The following is a 24711-nucleotide window of genomic DNA, read 5'->3' as shown; positions in this document are numbered from 1 at the left end:
CGGTTAAACGTTTTTCCACTTAATGGATTGGGTTAATTGTTTTGACCAATCTTTATTCGGATCGTCTTTATGCGTAATGATCAATAATTGATTATTGTTCACATTAATCGTTTCGCCATTATAATCCTGGTCCGAAAAATTAGTGCTTTGCGCTAAACCGGTTTCATTTGGAATTAAAAATACCGTTACAGGGAATTTCTCACCTTGAAATACCATGTGCAAACTTTTAATCCGACCAAAATAACACGTATTCGCAAATGATATATTTGGCAATGCATCAATAATCTCACCACCATAAGCCGCTAATTTTGAATTAATTTGAGCTAGGCTGTAGGTATAGTTATCACTGGCATGTTTTATATCCGCATTATGATGTGCGATAGCGTACTCACCAACATTATCAAAATTGTTAGTCAGTCCAAACTTTACAGAAATAACACCGACCAAAACAGCAACAGACGCGGCGATGGCCAAATGAACTTTTGTACGTTTACTTGAACCGTTCTGAGTATCGATTGATTGTGATAATAAAATTTTCTCAGCCAAATTGTCTGGAGTACTCACTGTTAAAGCTTGTTTTAATTTTGAATCAAATGTTTTCATATCTGATTTGAATTTCGCTTTATTTTTATCATCCTGGCATGCATCAACAATATCTTGTGCATTATCATGGGGATTAGCATAAATACGTTTACGAAAAGTTAAATCATCCATTTTCGATACCTCTGTTTTGTTCCTGTGGCTCTAATACGTCTTTCAATTGGTTTCTTGCTCTAAATAATCTTGTCATTACTGTGTTTTTATTTAGCTCAAGAATTACAGCAATTTCTTCACCTGAAAACCCACCAATAACCTGCAATACTAATGGCTCTCGATATTCAGGTTCAAGTTCGGCAATCTTTCGTCGTAACAAATGATTTTCAACCTCCTGCTCCGAACCAACCGACAACGTATCCGGAACATAAGACTCTTCAATATCCACTAAGTCGAATTGTTTCCTTTCAAAACGCCTAGCATTCTCCCGGCGTAAAATGGTAATTAACCATGACTTTGCCGCTCCTTGATCTTTTAAAGACTCTAAAGACCGCCAAGCACGTAAGAATGTTTCTTGAACTAAGTCTTCGGCTATGTTTGGATCGCGGCATAACCAGACACCATAACGATATAAATCGTCGCTATAGGCTCTCACTAGTGCTTCATATTTTAATTGTTTTGTTTTCATGCCTAAAGAGACCTGAGGACGTCGGAAAAAATTTCCCATAAGTGAAATCAAAAGTTAAATTAATGTGTCCACTAGAATAACCTATCTATTAACTATAATGAAAAAAATGATATCAAACATAAGTGTTGCCAGTATTCTCGACTCGAACAAACCTTGGTTAAAGGTGTTGTCCCCACTTATAGATAGGGTGATGGGCATCCATAAAGTTAGGCGTTTTTATCAAAAGTCACAACTGGCAGGCAAGGCAACGCAGGAGTTTTCTCAATTATTTTTAGAATCGTTAAATATAGAAGTACAAGGAACTCAAGGTCTTTTTGCACAAGTGCCTAAAACGGGCAGTGTGATCATAGTGGCTAATCATCCGTTTGGTTGTGTAGAAGGTGTTGCTTTAGCGTATGAGTTAAAGAAAATACGTCCGGATGTAAAAGTGCTGGCTAATAATGCGTTATCTATGTTTAGTGAAATACGAGATTATTTTATTTTTATAAACCCTTTGTCCGCGTCCGATCCTAAAAATGGCAAAGGTATTCGAGCATGTAAACAACACTTATTAGCAGGTGGCGTGTTATTGATATTTCCCGCTGGAAAAGTCAGTTATTACAGACCAGAGAAACAACGTATCTGTGATGGTCAGTGGAATAGGTTACCGGCTCAGTTATCTAAAACAACATCTTCACCTGTTTTGCCAATTTTTATCGAAGGTCACAACAGCCGATTATTTATCAATATGGGACGGGTTTATTACCGATTGAAATTGATTATGTTATTTCGTGAAATGTTGAAACATAAAGGACAACCAATTAAATTAAATGTAGGCCATATACTGACCAGTAAATTGTTAGGGAAGTTTGATGATGTTACTTCATTAAACGATTATTTAAGACTACAAACTTATTTACTGGACCCTAATCAGCAACAAACGTGGCCAGAAGATAATGTTATTGAATTTTCACCAATTATGAAGCCAGCTGATAAACATCAGCTCAAGTTAGAAATTGATGATTTACCCGAAACGCAGCATTTGGTCGACTATAAGTCATTTTCAGTTTATTACGGTAAACAAGGTCAGATGCCGTTGGTCGTGAAAGAGATCACTCGGTTAAGAGAAGTGGTATTTCGTCAATATAATGAAGGCTCAGGTCAAGCTTGTGATACCGACATCTTTGACGCCAGTTATTTACATCTTTTTATTTACAACAATGCTGATGGTGAAATTATTGGTGCATATCGAATGGGACAGTCGGATGTATTGCTAGAAAATGGTGATATTAATAACCTGTATTTAGCTAAAATGTTCAACTTTTCTACTGAGTTCATTAATCAGCAACGGCCTTGTTTAGAAATGGGCCGATCGTTTTTGGTGCCAGAACACCAAAAAAGTTTTTACGGTTTATTCTTATTATGGCGTGGTATAGGGGAGTTTGTAGTGAGGCACCCACAATACCGCACTTTGTATGGCACTGTATCTTTAAGCAAACTGTATTCGCCTATGAGTGTGCATTGTATAAACCAATTGTCATTAACTCCAAGCGATAAAGTGACAGCAAAAGTACCGTTTCAACACCCAGCCCATCCAGAATTATCCGAGTATTTTGTAGAGCAAAAAGGATTGGCAACCCAGTCCATGTTATCTAAGTTAGTAATGGGCATAGAAAGCGACAATAAAGATATCCCAATATTAATGAAACATTATCAAAAGATGGGGGCGCGTTTTTATTGTATCGGTATTGATAAAAGTTTTAATGATACTCCTGGACTTCTGTTAAGTGTCGACTTACCAAAAGCACCAGATAAATCATTAAACCAATATTTAGCGCAGGGTAAAGATTCTTATTTGCAATACAACCAAGAGCAATGTTAAATACGTCGCTCTGATTTTATAATGAATTCCAAAGGTAGGTTAATGCGAGCCAATCGTTTTGCTCAGATGTTTAGTTTTATTGTGATGTCGACAATCAAAATACTAACTCACATTTTTTATAAGTTTGAAGTTAAGTGGTTGAGTGAAAAACAATTTAAACAGTTAGATAACGTGAAACTTGTGGTGTTGTTAAACCACACTAGCCTTTATGAAGCCTTGTTTGTTAGGTTAGCGCCGTTTTCATTTTTGTGGCGAATAGCGCGCCATATGTTAGTTCCTGTGGCAGATGTCACCACCAAAAGGCCATTAGTAGGTATGTTTTTTCATGCATTAGTGCCTGGTGTAGTGCCTATTAGTCGTAAACGTGACGCGTCTTGGCGCAACTTCTTAACTCAAATTAATGATGACTCCATTGTTGCTATATTGCCGGAAGGGCGTATGCGCCGGCATGATGGTTTTGATAAACATGGTAAACCTATGTCGGTGAGAGCTGGCGTGGCCGATATTATTGAACAAATAGACAGTGGCGATATATTATTTGTTTACAGTGGTGGTTTACATCATATTCAAGTGCCTGGTCAGGCAATACCTAAATTATTTAAAAAAATAAAAACGCATATGGAAGTGGTGAGCGTCGATGACTATAAAGATGCTTTATACCATCCTGAAGTGAAAAACAGAAAAGTGGCTTTTGTCCGTGATATCCAAAAAAGGTTAAATGAGTTAACGCCATATTGTGAAGATCAGCCGTATAACAGAAAAAATAGTGATATATAGCTAAAACGAGAGCTTATTTGAGATATATCGCACAAAGATAAATTAATACTTTGCCATACTGTGTGTATCAAAATAACACTGAGAGATAGGTAATCCCTATTTAAGCAAATGACGGAAATTAAAACCTCGATAAACAAATTGAAAGCTGCGACTAAATTATTGGAAACAATCAGCAGTAAGTATGACAGTGAAATCGATATGCAGTCTTTAAAAGACACGTTAACGGAAATTAACGACTCGGTAGAAGATTTAAAAACGGAAGTGAATATCACTGAAAATTCACCTATTCGTTATAACAAATAAATTTACAATAATTGGAAAAAGGCTTACCGCAAGGTAAGCCTTTTTTATTTAACTTGTTCGTTACATTTTATGGGAGGGATAATACCTGTGGTCTGGGATTTTAATAGTAATTAACGCACCGCCCATACTTGAACTACTAATTTGTAACTGACCGCTGTGCCAAATAACTATCTTATTAACGATAGCTAAGCCTAAACCAAATCCACTTTTTGAAGTGTTGTTGTCCACTCGGTTAAATGGATTTAATACGGCTTTATGATGTTTAGCTTGAATCCCTTCACCATCGTCTTCCACGGTTAACGTTAGTTGTTTGTTGTGTGTTATCAGCGTCACCTTAACTTTTGATTTTGCATACTTAAACCCGTTGGTGATTAAATTTTGCAAACATCGCTCTATTAAATGACCATCACAATAAAAGGCATTGGCCTGATTGCAATCAATGTCTAATGTAAGATCTGAGTTTCGACTCAATTTGTCCGCTGTATTATGCATAAGCTGTTGTAAATCCACTTGCTCAATTTTAAGGACTTGTTTGTTTTCTAACCGTGCATAAGTCAATAATTCCGAGGTTAACTGGTCGATTTCTTCAACATCTTGCAACATCTCGTTAGTGGTCTTTGTGATCAACTGAGGCTGCGAGTTCAAGATGGCTAATGAAAACTTTAAACGGGCTAATGGGGTTTTAATGTCATGGCTGATGGCCTGTGTCATTTGTTTTTGGCTAGATATCAACTGCTCTATTTTGCTGGCCATTAAATTAAACGAACTCACAATAGGATAAATCACGGATTGTTTTCTGATTAAGGTATTGGGAGTAAATTGACCTTGTTTAACCTGTTCTGCCATGACCTTCAGTGTGGTTAAATCTCGCCATAATATTCGGCTCCATACTAAAACAAAGACAGCTAAAATCAGGTATGAGAATATAATGATGCCATTGGCAAGTTCCGTTGAAGGATTAGACAGTTTTATCGGCCCAATTTTTAACAACTGTTGCTGCTGATGTTTTACATATAAATTTAAGTTTTGCTGATTATCAAATAAAGAGATCACACTTCCTGACTCAATGGCGCTTGTTTGCTCTGGCTGCAAACTCATATGTTCAGCGTCTATAAGTTGAGCATCATAAGGGATGGAATCTTGTATTTTCGAGAGGCTGAGTTGGGAAAATGCCGATGCCAGTTGTGATAGGTTATTCAGTTCATTGTCTTTGTCAGTATAAAACTGATCTTGCAGGTGTTGGTATAAAAAGCTAGAAGCGTAGTTTATAATTACTAACCCCAAACATATTGCAAAGTATAAGCTTAAAAATAAACGCAACATTTATAAGTCATCCCATGCATTCGGGCAGAACATATACCCTTTGCCCCAAACGGTTACAAGTTTGAAAGGTTTGTTACTGTCATCATTTAGCTTTTTCCTTAACCTAGAAACACGTACATCAACGGTCCTATCTAGTCCATCGTATTCGCGACCAATCATAGATTTGTGGATCGACTCTCTGCTTTGAGGTTCTCCTGCACAACGGGCTAACAACCATAATAATTCAAACTCATGCGTGGTTAAATCAATCGGTTTACTGGCCAAACTTACTGTTCGAGCTTGTTTATTGATGGTGAGCTGCCCAAAGGTTAATTCATTTTTCGTAAGCTGATCTTTGTTGTTAACTTTACGTAAAATTAGATTAATTCGGGCTAATAATACATGTGGGTCAACTGGTTTAATGATGTAATCATCAGCCCCAATTTCCAGTCCCATTACATGGTCGATACTGCTGTCTCTCGCCGTGAGGAATAAGATAGGGTTATTAAATTGTTGCTTGATCTCACGGCAAATCGTAAATCCATCCTTGTCCGGTAAATTAATATCTAACAGCAATAAATCGGGCTGCAGACGAGCAATTTCGGTGACTGCATGTTGCCCACTATTTAATAAACTTACCTTAAAGCTATTCTGTTGTAAGAAATTTTGCACTAAGTTGGCGAGTCTTAAATCATCTTCGATTAATAAGATGTGTTTCATCAAAATATGCTCCATTGTGAGCGCAACCGTCGGCGATGAGTATCACTATGAGTATAATTAATTTTGATATTCTGCTGCGCCAGTATTACTTGGTTACCTTCTAATCTTAAGCTAAAACGGGTGTTTTTTATTAATGTTAAGGTTTCTTTATGCTGACCTTGTCGTGCATTTTCCCAGCATTTAATTAAGCGCGTTTCTTGATAAACACAAAAGTCTGAATTGATGTTACTGCGCCAGTTAAGTTTGATTTTTAATTCGCAATTGTTTCCTAACATTTGAGTAATACATATTAATGGCCGTATCTCAAATTGCTCAATTATAATTTTAGTTGAATTAACTTTAGGCAAACCTTGTTCTAAAGAAAAACCATAAGGCGAAAAGAACAGTAATAAAATGAAAGGGAGTCGAATATGTTTGTGAAAATCGGATACTAAACTAAAACACATAGGTTAACCCTATAAAGCTTGTATTGATCTGATCTGATGTTATCACCGGGCTTTTGGATATTTTGGCATTCAGGTTTTGATGTTTGATATACAACATCAAAGATAAATGTTTCGTTAACTTCCGGTTGAGATTTAGTGTAATGGCCGGGATCATAATGTGACCTGGATAGTATGGCTCGATATACGATGTTTCTAAATTTTCATCTGAGAAACCAAAATAATAGTTGGCGGAATTAGCGTCTAAATAATCTAAGCCCAAACCTAACTTAGCTCTCCAAGGTTGTTGGCCAAATAAAGCAAACTGAAAGCCCATATTCCAATTCAAATCAAATCTGTATCCATTATGCAAGTCAGAGACATCGTGTAAAAGACTGAAATCAATTCTTTGATTGGCCCCCAGAAAATAATTCAATTGGATGCCACCATCCAAAGAGATACGTTTTTTTCTCATTAACTCGGTAGTGACCTTTTTGGTCAGGATAAGGTATTCATTATCACTAGGCGTAATCACCTGATCACCACTTGCTGAATCTAATACGCCTTCATAATCCGGACTTGGAACTGCCTCAGAAAATTCTAAGAAGCTGTTGCTAATATGGTTGTGATTAAAATATTTAGCATACGGATTTAATTCAGTGATGACACTGAAAGCCCATTGAGCTTCTTCCTTGAAGGTATAACCTAAAGTGCCATTATCAAAAAATAAATGGGCGCCGTAATAACTAATTGAAGGGGCTAAATAGAGTTTTAAATCGTCTTGACCGACGACAAACTGATCCCGTTGTCCGATACCAAAAGACAAGCTGATATTGAACTGATCTATCTTTAGATTTTCAGTGTCGTTGACTTCGTTATCAGCATAGACTGAATAACAAATACCAAAGGTGAATGTAATTATTAGGAGAAGGACTTTAGCCATTATATTTTTGTTTAATGATAACTTGGCGCTCAATTTAACACGAAGTTTTGCAATACTATAGCCGGGTTACAATTGATAACATTTGATTGCAAATCACAACAGTCTACAAAATTTATTAGAGTAAAGTTTAATGCTATCGGTTTAACTGGAATCAAAAAAATGAAAATAAAAATCTTAGTCAGCCTTTTAGTAACAACGTTAGTCGCTTGTAATAATAATCATGTTTTAAATCATAATGACTTAAAAGAGATGGAACTGGATGGGAATAAATTAGTAAAAAGCAATGTAAATAAAACTGAATTAGTGATTAAAAATGGCGTGTTTTTATCCAGCACTCGTTCATACACTCAATACTTTTGTAATGAATGTGAAGAGCCAGTTGCAGTAGCGGAAAGTGTTTCTGCGGATAACAGTGCAACCCGATTCTCTGGCACCACCACTCAAGAAGCCGGTGTGGCTGAAAGCGATCGTGTTAAGTACAACGGCAACACTATGTATTTAGCAAGTAATAGAGATATTTACTCTGGAGGAGGTGACCAAGCTCCACATATCCGTGTTTTAGATAAGCAAAGCGATGACAGTTTGCTTGAAGTTGCCATTATTCCAACAGATACAAATGCAAATTATCTTTCCGATTTATACCTTAATGATCAGCGTATGATGGCGATTTATTCAAAAAATAGAGTTGATGATTTAACTACCGCAGGCGGTAATAGTGTGGTTGGAATTGCGGCAGAGTCTTATTGGTATCAGCCGCAAGCGTTTGGGGTAAACATAAATGACGTAACGGATCATGCTACCCCGACAGAATTAGTGAATTACAGTATTGATGGGCACGTGCTTTCTTCAAGAAGAATTGGCAATAAAGTCTATATCGTCAGTGCTTATCAGCCAGAACTTTCAACTTATTCCCGCGATTTGTCCTCTGACTATGAAATGCAATCTCTTTATCAAGACGTACTCGATACCGATATATCTGATTTATTACCTACCATCACAAAAAAAGGAAGCAGCGCTCAGTCATTGGTGAATATTGACCAATGTTATTTACCTGATTCTACCCTTAATGAAACGGGTTTTAACAAAATAACCACATTAACCACCTTTGACCTAAATGATCCTGAAACATTTAATTCAATTTGTGTCATTGCCCCATTAGATGGTTTGTATGCTTCACCAAATAATTTGTATTTGTATGGTCGAATATTCGAGCAAGAAAACGGTCAATATAAAACAGTAATCCATCAATTTGCACTAAACGATGACAATATAAGTTATGCGGCTTCAGGTTCAGTATTAGGTCACTTGGCTTGGAATAACTCACACTTAAGGTTTAGTGAACGTGATGAGTTCTTACGCGTGGTTACCTCGGACAATAATGTGTTAAATGATAATAATGAAAGAGTACATAGGTTATTCGTACTTAAAAGTAATGAGCAACAACAATTAGAAACCGTTGCAACCTTGCCTAATGATGAAAATCCAGCGTCAATAGGTAAGCCAGATGAAGACATATACGCAGTACGCTATTTTGCAGACAAAGCCTATGTTGTCACTTTTAGAAGAACCGATCCTTTATACGTCATTGATTTATCCGAACCTACACACCCTGTTATTGCCGGTGAACTTGAAATTCCAGGGTATTCTGGTTATTTACAGCCATTAAATGACAACTTTATTTTAGGTATTGGCCAACAAATTGATCCCAATACCAATGGTTTAGTCAATGCCACTGAGCAGGAATTTACAGAAGGGGCTAAAGCAGAATTGTACGATGTATCTAATCCCAACAATCCTATTGTGGCAGCGACTTTAGTGTATGAGAACCGATCGTCCGTAGCAGAATGGGACTACCATGCGTTAACTCAACTTAAAGTTGATGACACCAATTTCAAATTTTCATTTCCTTTATCTGGTTGGCAACGAAGTATTGCATCAAACGGTGATTTAAATTGGCAGTATTTCCAGTCTATGCAAATGGTGGAAGTTAGTTTAGATAACGGCGGAGTCCTCAATAATGTTGGTAACTTAACGACAGATTCAAATTATTATGGCAGTTGGGGAGACAGAAGTGTTATCCATGGTGATGTGTTTTATTACATCCGTGACAATTTAGTGTGGCAAACATATTGGTCTAATCCGACTAACATGACAGGTCCGTATTAAGATTACTTGATAATGTGATTATTATTGAAGGAAAGGCAATGAGATTGCTGATTATTAGTTTATTTATAATTTTATTGCTGGGATGCAGCAGCGGTAATGATGATGAAATACATTTATCTAAATTGTATTCCAGTGACATAGAGTTAATTCAAGCTGATAAACTGACTTTTTCGGAACTTGACTTAGTTAATGAAGAACTAAATGTTAATGAAAAGTTGCTCAAGTTAGACACATTTTTATGGCGTGATTTTATGCCAGGAAATTCGTTAGATAGTTCGCTGAAAATGAGCCTGAAATTAGTTGAACAGTATTATACAAACCTTTCTGATTTTAATGTGGCGGCTGTATATATTATTAACGGTGATGAGGTGTGGTATTCAGAACAACTAGAGAAACAAGAATATCAAGATACTAGTTCGGAGTCTCGATATAGACTTGATGATGGGCCTGAATGGGATACTGGCATTTTTGTTGACGTGGTAGCCGTTATAGAGTTCCAGCAACAAAATTTTTATTTAAAAGCAACAAAGCAATTTATCGATGAGACTCATTAAGCATCAGTTAGGCGTGTTTTAATTTATTTATTGGGCGTTTTTCATTTATAAGACTCGAAAAACGCCCTAATAGATTGACCGTTTGATTAATCGATTGTTACTTGTGCGGCTTGCACATCTTCACTTGGGTAACAACCTAACACCTTAAGGTATGGGGTTAATGCTCTTAGATCTCTAATTGCATTCGCAAGGTTTTTATCTTGTAAGTTAGCATGGACATCCACATAAAACATTTCTTCCCAAGGGTTACCTGTAATTGGGCGAGATTCCAATTTACACATATTCACCTTGTGTTCTTTTAACACCAATAAAGCATCCACTAACGCACCTGGTTTTTGTTCGGTAGACATAATCCACGTTGTTTTCGCTGGTATTTGTGTTGATACCGAGACTTCTTTAGGTGCTAACACAATAAATCGGCTGTAGTTTTCTTTTTGGTTAGCTAAGGCTTCGGCAATAATTTGTAAGCCATATAACCTAGCGCCTTCACCGCTGCCTAATGCAGCTAACTCACCAGAGGTATCATTTTTCACTTGTTCAAATGCGGCAGATGATGCTTCACAGTATTCAATTTCTACATCGTGGAATTGGTTTAAGTAATTACTGCACTGTGCGTAAACTTGCGGGTGGGCAAATAACTTTTTAATTTTTTCTGGTTTAGTATCAACCGCAGACACCATGCAGTGATTAACGGGGTGTGTCAGCTCGCCAACGATTGATAAATTGGTGTGTTGCAGTAAGTCATAAACTTCGTTAATACTGCCTGAAGACGTATTTTCGATAGGTAAAATACCATGGTCGGCTTTGCCTTGCTCTACCGTATCTATGATCTCATTAAAGCTGGTACAGCCTAATTGTTTTAATTCAGACGGATGTCTAGAAAAGTACTTTTGAGTCGCTAAGTCGCTATAAGAACCTTGACTACCAAGATAAGCAACACGATTAATAGGCAAGTGGCTAGAAGCTGCATTTGAGTGTTTTTGCAATAACGCTTGTTGATGTAATACCGAATCTTCAATTACCGTTTGAAAAACTTGTTTTACATAATAACCGTCAAGGCCAAGTGATTTTCCGCCATTGATCAATTCAACTAACATTTGCTCTTCACGTTTGATGTCACGAACCGGTTTATTTTGCTGAATTTTAGCTTCTGCTACTAAGTGAGAAATGCGACGACGTTTAGCCAGTAAAATCATTAACTCATTGTCTATTTCATTTATATCTTGTCTTAATTCCGATAACTCAATCACTTGTTAGCCTTAATCATTTTTACTTGCATAAAAAAACCTTCCGTGTGGAAGGTTTTAGAATTGGTTTCTTTTTAACACACCAAGTCCACCTTCCTATTCACAAAGTGTAAATAGAAAAAAGTGTCTAAATGTAAAATTTAAAAATAAAGTATTTGTTTTCATGCATTCCAATCTATTTTTGTTTGGAATTAATGTCAATCATTTATTTGGGTAAAAACTCTAATTTAAATGCATAAATCCAGCATAAAAAGAATAATAAGACATCAATATTGATATAAATTAACCTAGTTTAAAATTTAACGCTATCTTTGGATAATAGCCATTGAATAAATTTTCTCAATTGGTATAAGTATGTTTTAGTCTAGGTTAAACATAGTTTGACGGTAACTATCATATTCCGAATAGGGCACATCATTTGTGAGCGTATTAAGTTCAAGAAGCATCATCTTTAAAATTACTTTCATTATTGTGACCAGCTTATGTATTTTTATGTTGTTAGCCGCAACTCTTTATTTTAAAAATGAAAAAAAGATATCCACTCAGTTAGTTACTAATAATTTACTCAAACAGTCAGAATACATAACAAGATTGTTTGATAATCAATTACACAATCATCAACAAAACACGCAAGTTTTAGGTTCTTTATTCGAAGAATTATTGTCATCAGAACACAATTTAAGCATTGAACAAAGTTGGCAAATTGTTTTACCTTTAATCAGTAATAATGTAGTCATCAGTTATATGACCAATGGCCTTGATGTGCGACACAGTGCCCCCGAAAATTGGCAAATATCCAATGACATTCGACGTAAACAAAAAGAACTCATAGATCAAATATCTGCGGCTGAGCCAAGCCTTGAACAAGGAACATGGAGTTCGTTGTTTTTTGAACCTCTAGTTAAACAGTGGTTATCATTCTATATGTCACCGATAGCGGTGGATGGTAAATCAGTGGGTATCTTTGCCAGTGCAATTAATGTCGATAATGTCATTAATGAACTTCGGAACAAATTAAAAGAGTCTCAAAATGGGTCAGAAATATTCATTTATGACGCTAGCGGCAATTTAATATTTCATCCTGATTATGGTTCACGTTTAATTCGTCAAAATGACAACTTACACTTATTACAGCGGACTAACTCAATTGTACGTTCATCAATCGTTGACTTTATTAACCTTGATAAACAAAGTGGTGAGGTCTATCAGTTCACCGATTGGGGGAATAAGGTTTTTGCCGTCGTGCAAGAAATTTCTGAAAATGGCTGGACTGTGGTTAGTTATGTTCCTGAAAAAGTGATGTTGCAACATGCCAATCAACAGTTGATGAAGATGTTATCAATCATTGCCATATTACTTACCATCTTGTTCTTCATTACTATTTGGTTAACTAGACGTTATGTATCAATACGTTTAAGACAAACCGCAAACTTAATAACCAGAGCGAGTAACGGTCATCTAGACTTACGCCAACACATTCAGGGGGAAGATGAAATTGCACAAGTTAACGATAAACTTAATCATTTGTTTGATCGTTTTGGTAGCCGTTTAGAGAGTAAACGAAATGTTATAGAACAATTAAAATTAGAAGTTGAAGAAAACCGGGCACTAGCTCAAGCGGTTAGTTATTCAGACAATGCCGTTCTAATTTTAGAATTGGATTTCACCATTAGTTTTGTCGATAGTAAGTCGTTAAAGCTATTAAATTGTGACCGAGATATCGTGTTAGGTTCTCGTTTTTTCAGTCACATTCATAATCTGATGGCCTTCATTCCAGAGCAGATAGTCAATGATATTAGACGGAAACAAAGCTGGCATGGGGAACTGGTGTTAAAGGAGTTTGGCTCTGAAAATCAAGTGTGGGTCAATACCACAATAACACCGATGCGAGATGATAACGGACACGTCACTAAGTATGTGGTGTCGTTACAAGATATATCGTTTATCAAAGACAGCCAAAGCAAAATTGAAAAGTTAGCTTATACCGACGAATTAACTAATTTAGCTAACCGTAGCTTTTTTGTTGCCCAGTTAGAAAAGTTTGTAGAGATGAATAAACGCGGCCACTTTAATTTTGCCTTATTACATTTTGATATTGATGACTTTAAACGAGTTAATGATAAATATGGTTATGAAGGCGGCGACTCAATCCTAATTCAACTTGGTCAACGTTTAACCGAACGCTTGCGCCGAGAAGATGTTGTGGCTCGTATGGGCGGGGATGAATTTGCGCTTATTATAGGCATGGGTGACTCTGAACAAAGTATTTTGAATACGGCAACCACCATTCTCAATTTAGTTGCGGAGCCATTTAAGATTAAAGATCAAAGCGTGCAAATAAACACAAGTATAGGTATCACGCTGTCTAATGATGACGTTAAAGATGCAGAGATATTATTACAGCATGCAGATCTGGCGATGTTTGAAGCCAAAAATAATGGTAAGAACACGTTTAACTTTTTCACTCAAGAATTAAATGACACAGTCAAAGAGCGTTTAGATATTGAACTGGCGCTAACCAAGGCGTTAAGCCAAGATAAGTTGGAATTATATTATCAGCCAAAAGTTGACTTTCATAAACAACAAATTGTTGGTTATGAAGCCTTATTACGCTGGATGGATGACGATTTAGGTTTTGTATCGCCGGCTAAATTTATTCCCATCGCTGAGCAAAGCCATTTGATATTAGAGATCAGTGACTGGGTAATGGAAAACGCCATTAAGTTTGTTAGCAGTTTAGATAACAAAGTCCCTGTGTCTATTAATATTAGCGCACGTCAGTTTGAATCAGGAACCTGCAGTGAAACCATAGAGTTACTGATCAAAAAATATAATGTTGATCCAAACCTGGTTGAATTGGAAATAACGGAATCGTATCTGATGGCGGATGTTGAAGATGCCATTTTGCAGTTGCACGAAATGAAACAAATAGGTGTGCAGATCTCCATTGATGACTTTGGTACTGGTTATTCGTCTCTGAGTTATTTAAAACGTTTCCCTGTCAATACTCTTAAGATTGATAGGTCATTTATCCAAGATATACCGCATGATGTTAATGATGTTGAGATCACTGGCGCTATCATCGCCATGGCCAAAAAATTAGGGTTGGAAGTCATAGCCGAAGGGGCTGAAACACAAGAACAAATAGACTTTTTACAATTAAACGAATGTTACTTAGTACAAGGGTATTTCTACAGTAAACCATTACCTGAACATGCCGCACGTCAATGGCAATTTACGAATTCGAAATAGACAGCTAAAGCCATTAGTCGCCTAATGCCAGAGACGTTAAGTCAGCGAACTATTTAACATTAGGTTTAGCTTTGCTAGTTTGCATCAACAGGCATAGAGAAACTAAAGCAATACCTAACCAACCAATAAATTTAAATCTTTCACCAATAATTAAAACAGCCAAAAGAGTTGCAACTAATGGCTCTATTAAGGTAATGAGTGTTGCTTTACTTGCATCTATGTAATTCAAGCCAAAACCAAATAATAAATATCCCAAAAACATTGGGATAATTGCCATATATAAAGATACTAGCGTATTTGTTCCGCTTGAAAATAAGTTCTCACCGGTAAAGTATAATGATGGGAGCAGTAAAATTGCAGCACAACCAAATAGTCCAGACATGGACGATTTTGAATTAACACCACTTTCAATAAATTGTCTAGCGGCCCATGAATAACCTGCATAAGTTAATCCTGCAATGCCGCCTAAAACAATACCTAAACTCTGTTGATTAATACTATACGACGTAATACTGCTTTGGTCTCGACCAATAGTTAACATGACTATACCTATAGCCCCTATGATAAAGCTTAAAATCCATTGCAATGATATTTTCTTTTTACTTATTAGATGTTCAAAAATTGCAGCAAAAAAAGGCGCGCTGGCTATTGAAATTACAGTACCGACGGCTACACCAGATAAATGCATAGAACTATAAAATGCTAATGGGTAAATAGCGACTGAAGCGGCACCCAATATTAATGTTTTAGGTTGATTTAACATCACCTTATAATCTATAAGTAACTTTGTCCTAGCGGTGATTACAAGTAAAACTCCGCCTATTCCCATAGAAAACGCACCAATCGCCAAAGAGTTTATATCAGGTGAAAAGCTTGCCACAGTGCCAGTTGTACCCCACAGAAAACTAGCAATAATAATAGCAATGACGCCTTGAAAACTGTCTTGATTCTTTTCCATAATGAAACCTAGAATATTAACTTCAATACAGGAATAATATGTTAATTGTGACAGGCGATTTTAACAATTAAGACGCTATTGTTAACAATTCAGACTCAGTTTATTTTTTGAATTTATTAGGTGATATACCAAAGTATTGTGAAAACCTACGGCTAAAAGCAGAAGGTTGTTTGAATCCTACTTTTTCACCAATAATAGGTAAAGGATAGTCTGTGTGAGTTAGTAATGCTTGAGCTTTCTCCATTCGTGCCTTTGTTATGAATTTCATTACAGTCAACCCTGTTTGCTGTTTAAATAATTTCTTAAATTGTGTCTCGCTTAAGAATGCAGATTCAGCTAAACATTTAATATTAAGTTTCCCAGCAATATTTTGCTCTATGAAGGAGATTGCTGTTCCAATACGATTATCTACTTTTGGTAATAACGGTTCTTCCGCCAGCAGTAAATTAAACATTTCGAACATTGCTCGTTCTAATTGAGCATTAACCTTGTTTTCCAGTTGATTTTCTATAAACGTTAAGTAACGGCTGAGGGATGTGTTGATTGCAAAAACAACACAGTTTGAAGATAAAATATTTGAGGGAAGGGTTTCTATATCAACGACGACAAATCTAGCTTCAGTATTAGCTGTAAACAAGTGTTCTTCGTTGGTTTTAACGACAACACATTCACTAGGTGCTACTTTACCATTGAAATTACCAACAGATATATTGATGACGCCGCGCAAAGGTAAAACCAGTTGATTAAATTGATGTGAGTGACGTGTTGGCTTGGTACTATAAGAGCGAATGGATAATAGATTTTTCATAATAATACAAAATGTATGGTCTTACTTCATCTTGATTATACATATTAGAGTAATGGATAATAAAGTGAAGAGTTAACTTCGCTATTCACTGTCACAAAACTTCTAAATAATATGAGTATCAGGAAAGTTATGCGCTAGCGTAACTAGTTCATTGAGAATAACTAACGCTTTATTTTAAAGGACAAGGATTGTTTTACAACAGGCCACTCAGATTCAATTATGGAAAACACCACAGTATCCCTTATTGTGCCGTCTAACCCTATCTGGTGATTACGTAATACGGCATCTTGTTTGGCACCAAGTCCTGCAATCGCGGCTCTTGATTTTACATTATGCCAATGGGTCCTAAATTCAACCGCAATGCAATTTAATTGCTCAAAAGCCAGTTGTAATAACAATAGTTTACATTGACGATTCACAGCGGTTCGCTGGACACGTTTGGCGTACCAAGTGTAACCGATCTCAATTCGTTTATGTTGTTCAACGGCATTACAAATACGTGTGCAACCAACAACGGTTTGTGTTGCATTCTCAATGATGACAAAGGGTAAAGCAGTGCCATCTTGTTGCTGCTGTAATGCTTTTTCAATATATCCGTGCACCGTATCGGCTGAGGGGACGGAAGTAAACCATAAGTTCCATAATTCACCGTCAGAGGCGGCCTGTACTAATGCCTCAGCATGTTCTAGGCGTAATGGCACCATAGATACTAAATCACTGGTTAATGTGGTCTCAACTAGCCATGGTGTAGTCATAACACTATCCTATCCATTTAACGGTGGTAAATTACTGTCGCTCTGTTTTTTGTTCGTAGAGTTAAACATTTTAAACGCATTCCAAAAGGCTTTACCAGACCACTCGGTATTATGTTTTGAATATTGGCTGTTTTGTAATATTGAAATTTGTTGCTGTAATTCAGGATTAACCAATGGCATTAACGCCGATAAGGTTAATACTGGTTGAGTAAATTCGATTTTTGCCCATTTTAATAATTCGGCGCGCACCATGTTCGCTTGGTTGTTCAAACACGCTTGTTTTAATACTGATTTATCATAAGTCACTTTGCTATTAGGTGACTGAGATTGTTTATTTTGTTTACTGCGTAATAAGCTGGATAGCAACCAACTTAATGAGGTGAATATCCATAATGCCCAACCGGCCCACATTAATAGGGTGTTATAAGAACCGGTAGGGAGATTGCTGCTGTCGTTGTCTGAATGAGTTGAATTAGATGGCAGATCACAAGTTTGTTCACCTATAGCCGTTGATTCTATGATAGGTGTTTGTAAATTGGTCATCGGTGCCGCTTGAGCATTTGTTGATGGAACAATGTTGATTGTTTTAGCTGGAATTGTGGCAACTTCTTCACGTTTTGTTTTGGTATTAAACCAATTCACGGAGACTTCAGGTAAAACAAACTCACCAGCTTTTGTGGCAACTATGGCTTCTGTACTTACCCGTTGCGACACGATGGCATTTTGACGAACTTCCGAATGCGACTCAGATTGATCTGGGTACGTTTTAAATGAGTCTGGATAATTACCAATAACTTCTGGCAACTGCTCTTCGTTTACGTTTAACGCGGTTAACGTGAAGGTTCGAGTGATAGGTTCACCCACTTCATAACTGTCTTGGTTTGGCTGCCATTCTTCGTTTAACATCACTAAGTCACTTGGTAACCAAGTGCCAGAATATTGTTTTGGAATCGATGAAACATTTATCTCTATATCACTGCCAATACTTGTCACTGGTTTAGTTCCACCAAAGTTACTAAACGTAGAACGTCGACGACCTGTGCTAATTTCACCATTAAAAGCCGGTGAACTAATGGTAAATGTGCCACTTGATTGCGGCGTTACAGTGTAAATACGCTCAATCACACGATAACGAACCCCCATAATAATTTCGCTGGAGTCCTTGTCTTTACCGTGCTGTTTGATAAACGCTTGATCCAAAATAGGATCGCTTAACGTACCGCTTTGTAAATCTACATTTGGCGCAAAGTATAAACGTGTGACTAGCTTGACGGTTTGCTGTAGATATAAGTCGGTTTGTTCAATTATGTTTTTTAAGAAAATAGTTTGATTGTTTTGACCTGCTGCGGCATTGGACTGCACTACAGATACGGTAATAGGCTGACTTGAAACTCCATCAATAGTGAGAGAAGGAATAGTATAATTGCCTTCTTTTCTTGCTAATAACACGACATTCCAGCTAGTGGTTTTTGAAATACTGCCATTAATGATCTGCGTTGAAGAACTCGTTGCTGTTCGACCCACCACTAAACCAGATTGTCTAAGCGGGGTTAAATCAAGATCATTACCGTCCAGAGAGTCATTTGCCACAACTTCTAAGACAAAGGATTCGTTAACCATAACAGGGTTTCTATCTACTGTGACGGAGACGTCCGTTGTTGCATTCACTGTTGCAGAAATTAATAAAAAACAAATGATTGAAATTCGAGTAAACATGTTAATAACCGTCATAAATTGAGTGCATACTTTTGAATAATTAAGGTCTGATTGAAAAAGGGCTACCATGACTTAGTTGCTCCTCTTGGCGAACGAGCATTTTGCTGACGTTTTTTGCTTTCTAATATCATTTTATTTCTTAATAACGTTGCGGGATCATCTGATACTTTTCGTAACAGTTGTTCTATTTTTTGCTGTTGTTCTTTATCTTCAATTTGTTCTTGGCTCATTTGAGCCTGTGTCGCTTGAGCTTCTTGTTCGGTTTGCTCAACTTTCGTTTCTTCAGCATCACTCGCGTTCTGTGATTCTTCTTCTGTTTCTTGTTCTGAAGGCTCTTGACCTGACTTTTGTTGTTCAGGCGTTTCTTGGTTTTCAGATGGCGTTGGTTCAGGTTGTTGATCTGACTGAGAATCTGAACTATTAGAATCTTCGGCGTTAGCATTTTCTTTATCAGACTCTTGTTGCTCCGAGTTTTGTTGCGACTCTTGATCTGATTCTTTCTCTGAATCTTGCTGATCTTGTGAATCTTGTTCTTGACCGCCTTCCTGATCTTTATCTTGCTGTCCGTCCTGATTTTGTTGATCGCCATCTTGTTTTTGTTGGTCTTGTTGCTGCTTAATTTGTTCTAACAAAGCACGATTAGCCATGACTTTTTCATCATTAGGGTTAAGTTTAAGTGACTCATCATAGGCTTTAATAGCATCATCTAATTTATTTAAATTGGCTAATGCATTGCCTTGGTTATAAAAGCCTGTGGCTGAGTTGTCTTGTTTAAAATAATCAAGTGCGGTTTGATAGTCACCAGCCTTATAAGCTGAAGCGCCTTTCCACTGAGTGTTTTCAAATGATTCTAATGCTTGATCAAACTGTTGTTGATTAAATAACTCTGCACCAACTTGATCTTGTGTTTTGAACGCGTAATCCGTCCAAGAAGGGGGGGGAGTAATAGCAGCCGTCTCATCTACTTTTGCTTGTCCGTTGTCGGCCGCAATAGCTTTATTTGGCGTAAAGCTAAAAGGTAAAATCAACATCATTAAGATAGTGGCACCTTTACGGAAAAAGGTAAGCACTAATGGTAAAATTAATAAAATGATGTATGGCCCAAATTCTTGCCAATCATCACCCGTTAAGGAGTTATCCTCGTTTGTCTCGCTATCATCTTGATTTTGTTGCTCCCTAGGGCGTGAAACCGTTGCCGCTAATAAGGTTCTGATATCAGCGTCGGTTGCTGTGGAATTAACAAAAACACCATTACTAATGTTACTAAAATTCATCAACACGCGGTTGTTTAATTTAGGGATCACTATGCTGCCTAAATGATCTTTTAATAAACTGTTATCCAACATTTTTATGGGCGCACCGTCTGCAGTACCCACTGTCATGATATTTACTCGATAAGGCGTTTGCTCTGAAAAAGAGGTTAAGTCTGGTAAATCTTCATCATCCACCCCATCGGTGATCCAATAAATGTCTCCCGTTGGGTATCCGGCTTGTTGCAATAATTCACTTGCTTTGGTTAGACCTAATAGAGGGTAACTGCCTTGTACTGGCATGATCTCAGGTTTTAAACTTGGGATTAAAGCCGTTATATTTCGGGTGTCAGGCGTTAATGGTGAAATAGTAAATGCATCACCGGCATAAGCAACCAAAGCTACTTCACCGTCAGTGATAGCATTAGCTAAGTCGATGGCTTTAAATCTGGCTTTAGATAAACGATTGGGTTTGATGTCTGTGGCGCGCATGGACATTGACATGTCCAATACAATGACACTGGCACGTTTAACTTGGAATACAGGTTTTTCTATTTTATCCCACGTTGGCCCGGCCAAAGCGATAACGGCTAATAACCAAATAAAAGGCACAAAGGTTCTTTTTTGTTTTACTTTATTATTTTTATTATTGCCTAACATGGCATTGGCTAGATGTGGAGGGATCACTTGATGCCACTGAGTCGTTGTTACTACTTTAAGTTTTAATATCCAAAAAATGATCAAGGGAATTAATACCCAAAACCAGTCAGGTCGTAAAAAATGAAATTGTGAAAATTGAGCTAAATAATTGGTCATGGTCAATTAACTCTTTTGGTTTGATGGAGTGAATTTATTACGTAAATTACTCCATTTTAATGTGCGCTGTATAAGTGGGAAATATACAGCTAAAACGGATAAAAATAATGCAACACTTAACGGATAGAAAAACAATGATTGCATAGGTCTTAGCTGAATAGGGTCATCTTCAATGGGTTCAAGTTCATCTAATATTTCATATATTTGTTGTAAACCTTGGGTGTCTCTGGCTCTGAAATATTGTCCGCCGGTTTGTTTGGCGATATCACTCAATAATGCTTCGTCTAAGTCAGCAGACGGGTTTACTTTACGATTACCAAAAAAACTGCGTACTAACATTTCGTCAGCTCCAACCCCTATGGTATAGACCTTAACGCCAGCGGCTACTGCTATTTCTAATGCTTCTTGGGGCTGAATATTGCCAGCGGTATTTTGTCCGTCGGTTAGTAAAATTAAAATACGATTTGAGTCTTTTTTATCATTAAAACGTTTTGCGGCTAAACCAAGTGCATCGCCTATGGCGGTTTTCTCACCCACTAAACCTAATACTGCTTCATCTAACATTTGGCGTACGGTTTTTCTGTCATAAGTTAATGGTGTTTGCACATAGGCTGTGTCGGCAAATAGAATTAAACCAAGGCGGTCACCCACACGACGTTCAATAAAGTCATTAAGTACGTACTTAAGCATGACTAAACGATTAACTTTTTGATTGCCAATCATCATGTCTTCATATTGCATTGAACCTGACAAGTCCACCGCTAACATTAGCTCACGGCCTTCTTGTGGAATCGTCACCGGCTCCCCTAACCATTGTGGTCTAGCAGCAGCCAACACTAGCGCTATCCAGATGAATAAAGCAAACCAAGGAAATCCCCGTTTTATTTCAGACTGAGAAGGTGTGCCAATAAAATCAAACGTAGGTAAAAATAATGCAGTAGATTCTTGTTTTTTTACCGCAGGCAACAATCGAATAATAAAAGGTGCAATTAACAAGGTTAATAACCAAGGCCAAGCAAAACTAAACATTTTGTTCTCCTTGTGATATTGATTTTAATGCCTGTTTACTCAAAGGTAAGCTTTTATTAATCCAGTTTTTACTTTGTTTTAAATACTCACTGGCTTGTTCAGAACTGCAATTTGCTTGATACGCTAGTTGGACAAATTCAGAGTTTATTTGAGCATTTTTATGACCGTGTGTATTAAGCCAAGTAGTCCATTTTTCGCCGTTGAGATTGGCAACTAGATCTCGCTCGCAATAAGCCAAAACCACACGTTTCAAAATACTATTAATGGTTTGTACTGCTACAAGCGGGTTTTGTTTTGGACTTACTTGATTTAATAATTTAAGCGCTTGTTTTTTTGCTTTACGTTGTTGAATAAAACGATATACCGAAGTGCAAATGAACACGAGTAGTAGAAGCGACAAAATAATCACAACCCACCATCCCCAAGCTAATGGCCAATGACCAACTTGTTGTGGTGTTTGTATGTCTTGAAGTTGAGAAAGTAAATCAGGTTGCATAATTAAAGTTGCTCACTTAATGGCATTCCAGCAGAGATAGATAACCATTTAATGTTGTAATCTAACAGGGCATTTTTTTTAGACGCAAAATGTTGTTTAGCTTTTAATTTATATTCAGCTAATTGCGCAGTGTTATTCACTATTTTAGTTTCGTTACCATCTGTCACAGGCATTAAGCCAGACATAGCCGATGGTAAAGTTTGCTCGATAGGATCGTTGACCCAACAAGCCACGACTTCACAATGTTTTTGCAATTGATATAAGTGTTGCAATGCATCATTAGTTAAATGCTGAAGATCACTAATTAAATAGACTAAACTACCGGGATGCGCGACACGTCGTAAATGTGCACAGGCTTCAATAAACTTTTTCTCTTGAGTTTGTTTATCAAGCTCAGTTGTTGTCACTTCTTGCTGCATAGGCAAGTCATTATGATTGTCTTTTAAAGCTTTTAACCAATGTAACACTGCTTGTTGACGACTTCTTGGTTTGGCCTCAAATAGGTTGTTTTCTGATAATATCAATCCACCAATTTTGTCACCACGCTGTTTAGCGGTCCATGCTATCAAAGCACTTAAATGACAAGCTTGAACCGATTTAAACAATAATTGGCTGCCAAAGCGCATCGAGGGTAATAAGTCGCAAAACACAAAAACAGGGCGGTCTTTTTCTTCACGAAAAATTTTAGTATGGGTCTTACCCGTACGTGCGGTAACGCGCCAATCAATTGTACGTACATCGTCGCCGGGTTGATAATGACGTGCTTCGTCAAACTCCATGCCTCGACCTTTAGTTTTGGCTAAGTATTGGCCAGACATCTGATGTTTAACTTTACTGTTGGGTTTGTTTGATAACAAATGAGTAAAGTTTCGATACATCAATAATTCGTCAAAGCTAATATCAACACCTGATAAATTATGGCGATGAAGCCACTCTAAACCAGTTTGCAATTGTATTGCAGCAGAGTCAGTCATAATGTTACTTAATATCCTGTAATGCTCTGTATTATGGAACGGCAACCAATTCAAGAATACGACTAAGTATTTGATCTGCTGTAACGCCTGCGGCTTCCGCTTCGTAACTTAATAAAATACGATGGCGTAAGCAGTTAAAAAATACAGTTTGAATATCATCAGGGGTTACAAAATCGCGACCATCTAACCAAGCCGTTGCTCTTGCGCATTTATCTAATGAGATTGTGGCACGCGGGGAAGCACCAAATGCAATATGTTTTTTAAGCTCAGGATCAAACTGTTCTGGTTGACGGGTTGCGATGATCAATTGCACTAAATATTGTTCTAACTCAGTCGACAAATGAATTGAAAGAATATCTTTTCGGGCTGCGAATATATCAGCCTGAGTTAATGGTTCCGGCTTTTCTACCGGTTGCTGTAATGCTTCACCACGAGTTAATCTTAAAATTTCTATTTCCGTTTCAGCGCCAGGATAATCAACATTTAAATGCATTAAAAAGCGGTCAAGTTGCGCTTCTGGTAACGGGTAAGTCCCTTCTTGTTCAAGCGGGTTCTGGGTTGCCATAACAAGAAATAATTCAGGTAAAGGATAGGTTGTTTTACCAACCGTTACTTGTCTTTCTGCCATAGCTTCTAATAAAGCGGATTGCACTTTAGCCGGTGCACGGTTGATTTCATCGGCCAAAACTAGATTGTGAAATAATGGTCCACTTTCAAATTTAAACTCACCCGTTTCCGGACGGTAAATGTCGGTACCGGTTAAATCGGCTGGCAGTAAATCAGGGGTAAATTGAACGCGGTGGAAGTCACCTTCTAAACCATTAGCTAATGCATTGATTGCTCGGGTTTTTGCTAGTCCTGGAGGGCCTTCAACTAATAAATGTCCATCAGCTAACAGTGCAACTAAAATACCTTTGGTGAAGTCCGGTTGACCGATCACCTGTGAATCTAAATATTGTTTTAATTGGTTAAAACGGGTTACTGACATGTTTTACATTCCTGAGCTATGAATCTGAGCTATATATAAGTGACTTAAAGGTTAAACGTCACTAAATCGATATCTATGATAATCATAGATATATAAGGTTCCCCAAGCAGAAAACAAGTGACTAAAAATCAAACGATGATATTTTAAACAAT

The 24711-nt window shown here is 37.2% G+C and carries 22 protein-coding genes; 6 read left to right on the top strand and 16 right to left on the bottom strand.

All coding sequences use genetic code 11. From position 1 onward, the window contains the following. Positions 1-3 precede the first annotated feature (3 nt). A complete protein-coding gene (locus KO505_RS07565) occupies positions 4-714 on the bottom strand; it encodes a DUF3379 family protein (protein WP_216054841.1) in 711 nt (236 codons plus the stop codon). Beyond that, a complete protein-coding gene (locus KO505_RS07560; RefSeq protein WP_371819978.1) occupies positions 707-1273 on the bottom strand; it encodes a sigma-70 family RNA polymerase sigma factor in 567 nt (188 codons plus the stop codon). Before KO505_RS07560 ends, KO505_RS07565 begins: the two co-directional genes overlap by 8 nt. Before the next feature lie 46 nt (positions 1274-1319). Here KO505_RS07560 and KO505_RS07555 point away from each other — a divergent pair, with 46 nt between their 5' ends. The 3 genes from KO505_RS07555 to KO505_RS07545 all read left to right on the top strand — a co-directional run bounded on the left by KO505_RS07555 (position 1320) and on the right by KO505_RS07545 (position 4163). Then, the gene (locus KO505_RS07555) at positions 1320-3083 is read left to right on the top strand and encodes a lysophospholipid acyltransferase family protein (RefSeq protein WP_252731695.1); all 1764 of its coding nucleotides are present in this window, start codon (positions 1320-1322) and stop codon (positions 3081-3083) included. Between the two features lie 42 nt (positions 3084-3125). Then, positions 3126-3860, top strand: a complete 735-nt coding sequence (locus tag KO505_RS07550) for a 1-acyl-sn-glycerol-3-phosphate acyltransferase (protein WP_216054839.1) — start codon at positions 3126-3128, stop codon at positions 3858-3860. 108 nt (positions 3861-3968) lie between these two features. After that, positions 3969-4163 (top strand): hypothetical protein, encoded by a 195-nt coding sequence (locus KO505_RS07545; RefSeq protein WP_216054838.1) that lies wholly within the window; start codon positions 3969-3971, stop codon positions 4161-4163. A gap of 60 nt (positions 4164-4223) precedes the next feature. Here the strand turns inward: KO505_RS07545 and KO505_RS07540 are convergent, their stop codons facing one another. The 4 genes from KO505_RS07540 to KO505_RS07525 are packed head-to-tail and all read right to left on the bottom strand — an operon-like array spanning position 4224 to position 7550. Next, a complete protein-coding gene (locus KO505_RS07540; RefSeq protein ID WP_216054837.1) occupies positions 4224-5486 on the bottom strand; it encodes an ATP-binding protein in 1263 nt (420 codons plus the stop codon). Next, a complete protein-coding gene (locus KO505_RS07535) occupies positions 5487-6185 on the bottom strand; it encodes a response regulator transcription factor (RefSeq protein WP_216054836.1) in 699 nt (232 codons plus the stop codon). After that, positions 6185-6631 carry a DUF3019 domain-containing protein gene (locus KO505_RS07530; RefSeq protein WP_216054835.1) on the bottom strand — a complete coding sequence of 149 codons (447 nt, stop codon included), beginning with the start codon at positions 6629-6631 and terminating at the stop codon, positions 6185-6187. Before KO505_RS07530 ends, KO505_RS07535 begins: the two co-directional genes overlap by 1 nt. Beyond that, positions 6621-7550, bottom strand: a complete 930-nt coding sequence (locus KO505_RS07525; RefSeq protein WP_216054834.1) for a MipA/OmpV family protein — start codon at positions 7548-7550, stop codon at positions 6621-6623. The genes KO505_RS07530 and KO505_RS07525 overlap by 11 nt, the downstream gene beginning before the upstream one ends. A 159-nt stretch (positions 7551-7709) precedes the next feature. On the opposite strand from KO505_RS07525, the gene KO505_RS07520 reads away from it, so the two are divergent. Beyond that, positions 7710-9716, top strand: a complete 2007-nt coding sequence (locus KO505_RS07520) for a beta-propeller domain-containing protein (RefSeq protein WP_216054833.1) — start codon at positions 7710-7712, stop codon at positions 9714-9716. Between the two features lie 38 nt (positions 9717-9754). Further along, positions 9755-10270 (top strand): hypothetical protein, encoded by a 516-nt coding sequence (locus KO505_RS07515; RefSeq protein ID WP_216054832.1) that lies wholly within the window; start codon positions 9755-9757, stop codon positions 10268-10270. An 86-nt stretch (positions 10271-10356) separates the two neighbouring features. On the opposite strand, the gene pheA is transcribed toward KO505_RS07515, so the two are convergent. Beyond that, positions 10357-11517, bottom strand: a complete 1161-nt coding sequence (gene pheA / locus KO505_RS07510) for a prephenate dehydratase (RefSeq protein ID WP_216055004.1) — start codon at positions 11515-11517, stop codon at positions 10357-10359. Positions 11518-11937: 420 nt separating this feature from the next. On the opposite strand from pheA, the gene KO505_RS07505 reads away from it, so the two are divergent. Then, a complete protein-coding gene (locus KO505_RS07505) occupies positions 11938-14769 on the top strand; it encodes an EAL domain-containing protein (RefSeq protein WP_216054831.1) in 2832 nt (943 codons plus the stop codon). Positions 14770-14818: 49 nt separating this feature from the next. Here the strand turns inward: KO505_RS07505 and KO505_RS07500 are convergent, their stop codons facing one another. The 9 genes from KO505_RS07500 to KO505_RS07460 all read right to left on the bottom strand — a co-directional run bounded on the left by KO505_RS07500 (position 14819) and on the right by KO505_RS07460 (position 24559). Continuing rightward, entirely contained in the window at positions 14819-15727 is a 909-nt protein-coding gene (locus tag KO505_RS07500; RefSeq protein ID WP_216054830.1) for a DMT family transporter, read from the bottom strand. Positions 15728-15827: 100 nt separating this feature from the next. Further along, positions 15828-16535: an AraC family transcriptional regulator gene (locus KO505_RS07495; protein ID WP_216054829.1), complete on the bottom strand. Its 708-nt coding sequence runs from the start codon at positions 16533-16535 to the stop codon at positions 15828-15830. Positions 16536-16696: 161 nt separating this feature from the next. Then, a complete protein-coding gene (locus KO505_RS07490) occupies positions 16697-17290 on the bottom strand; it encodes a GNAT family N-acetyltransferase (RefSeq protein ID WP_216054828.1) in 594 nt (197 codons plus the stop codon). Between the two features lie 9 nt (positions 17291-17299). Next, positions 17300-19075 carry a BatD family protein gene (locus tag KO505_RS07485; protein ID WP_216054827.1) on the bottom strand — a complete coding sequence of 592 codons (1776 nt, stop codon included), beginning with the start codon at positions 19073-19075 and terminating at the stop codon, positions 17300-17302. Then, positions 19069-21072, bottom strand: a complete 2004-nt coding sequence (locus KO505_RS07480; RefSeq protein ID WP_216054826.1) for a VWA domain-containing protein — start codon at positions 21070-21072, stop codon at positions 19069-19071. Before KO505_RS07480 ends, KO505_RS07485 begins: the two co-directional genes overlap by 7 nt. Positions 21073-21078: 6 nt before the next feature. Beyond that, a complete protein-coding gene (locus KO505_RS07475; protein ID WP_216054825.1) occupies positions 21079-22101 on the bottom strand; it encodes a VWA domain-containing protein in 1023 nt (340 codons plus the stop codon). Further along, positions 22094-22597, bottom strand: a complete 504-nt coding sequence (locus KO505_RS07470; protein ID WP_216054824.1) for a DUF4381 domain-containing protein — start codon at positions 22595-22597, stop codon at positions 22094-22096. The genes KO505_RS07475 and KO505_RS07470 overlap by 8 nt, the downstream gene beginning before the upstream one ends. A 2-nt stretch (positions 22598-22599) precedes the next feature. Continuing rightward, positions 22600-23571 (bottom strand): DUF58 domain-containing protein, encoded by a 972-nt coding sequence (locus tag KO505_RS07465; RefSeq protein WP_216054823.1) that lies wholly within the window; start codon positions 23569-23571, stop codon positions 22600-22602. A 31-nt stretch (positions 23572-23602) separates the two neighbouring features. Beyond that, on the bottom strand, positions 23603-24559 hold the full coding sequence (locus tag KO505_RS07460) for a MoxR family ATPase (RefSeq protein ID WP_216054822.1): 957 nt from the start codon (positions 24557-24559) through the stop codon (positions 23603-23605). Between the last annotated feature and the right edge of the window lie 152 nt (positions 24560-24711).

The sequence above is a fragment of the Psychrosphaera sp. F3M07 genome (assembly GCF_018860345.1).
Taxonomy (GTDB): Bacteria; Pseudomonadota; Gammaproteobacteria; order Enterobacterales; family Alteromonadaceae; genus Psychrosphaera; species Psychrosphaera aquimarina.
The sequence above is the reverse complement of the archived record's forward strand: the minus strand, read 5'-3'. Positions and strand labels throughout refer to the sequence as shown.

What these genes read in the sequence shown, in the direction of transcription:
- KO505_RS07565 (WP_216054841.1), bottom strand. Translation starts at nt 714, where the DNA reads ATGGATGATTTAACTTTTCGTAAACGTATTTATGCTAATCCCCATGAT.
- KO505_RS07555 (WP_252731695.1), top strand. Translation starts at nt 1,320, where the DNA reads ATGAAAAAAATGATATCAAACATAAGTGTTGCCAGTATTCTCGACTCG.
- KO505_RS07550 (WP_216054839.1), top strand. Translation starts at nt 3,126, where the DNA reads ATGCGAGCCAATCGTTTTGCTCAGATGTTTAGTTTTATTGTGATGTCG.
- KO505_RS07545 (WP_216054838.1), top strand. Translation starts at nt 3,969, where the DNA reads ATGACGGAAATTAAAACCTCGATAAACAAATTGAAAGCTGCGACTAAA.
- KO505_RS07540 (WP_216054837.1), bottom strand. Translation starts at nt 5,486, where the DNA reads ATGTTGCGTTTATTTTTAAGCTTATACTTTGCAATATGTTTGGGGTTA.
- KO505_RS07535 (WP_216054836.1), bottom strand. Translation starts at nt 6,185, where the DNA reads ATGAAACACATCTTATTAATCGAAGATGATTTAAGACTCGCCAACTTA.
- KO505_RS07530 (WP_216054835.1), bottom strand. Translation starts at nt 6,631, where the DNA reads ATGTGTTTTAGTTTAGTATCCGATTTTCACAAACATATTCGACTCCCT.
- KO505_RS07525 (WP_216054834.1), bottom strand. Translation starts at nt 7,550, where the DNA reads ATGGCTAAAGTCCTTCTCCTAATAATTACATTCACCTTTGGTATTTGT.
- KO505_RS07520 (WP_216054833.1), top strand. Translation starts at nt 7,710, where the DNA reads ATGAAAATAAAAATCTTAGTCAGCCTTTTAGTAACAACGTTAGTCGCT.
- KO505_RS07515 (WP_216054832.1), top strand. Translation starts at nt 9,755, where the DNA reads ATGAGATTGCTGATTATTAGTTTATTTATAATTTTATTGCTGGGATGC.
- KO505_RS07500 (WP_216054830.1), bottom strand. Translation starts at nt 15,727, where the DNA reads ATGGAAAAGAATCAAGACAGTTTTCAAGGCGTCATTGCTATTATTATT.
- KO505_RS07495 (WP_216054829.1), bottom strand. Translation starts at nt 16,535, where the DNA reads ATGAAAAATCTATTATCCATTCGCTCTTATAGTACCAAGCCAACACGT.
- KO505_RS07490 (WP_216054828.1), bottom strand. Translation starts at nt 17,290, where the DNA reads ATGACTACACCATGGCTAGTTGAGACCACATTAACCAGTGATTTAGTA.
- KO505_RS07485 (WP_216054827.1), bottom strand. Translation starts at nt 19,075, where the DNA reads ATGGTAGCCCTTTTTCAATCAGACCTTAATTATTCAAAAGTATGCACT.
- KO505_RS07480 (WP_216054826.1), bottom strand. Translation starts at nt 21,072, where the DNA reads ATGACCAATTATTTAGCTCAATTTTCACAATTTCATTTTTTACGACCT.
- KO505_RS07475 (WP_216054825.1), bottom strand. Translation starts at nt 22,101, where the DNA reads ATGTTTAGTTTTGCTTGGCCTTGGTTATTAACCTTGTTAATTGCACCT.
- KO505_RS07470 (WP_216054824.1), bottom strand. Translation starts at nt 22,597, where the DNA reads ATGCAACCTGATTTACTTTCTCAACTTCAAGACATACAAACACCACAA.
- KO505_RS07465 (WP_216054823.1), bottom strand. Translation starts at nt 23,571, where the DNA reads ATGACTGACTCTGCTGCAATACAATTGCAAACTGGTTTAGAGTGGCTT.
- KO505_RS07460 (WP_216054822.1), bottom strand. Translation starts at nt 24,559, where the DNA reads ATGTCAGTAACCCGTTTTAACCAATTAAAACAATATTTAGATTCACAG.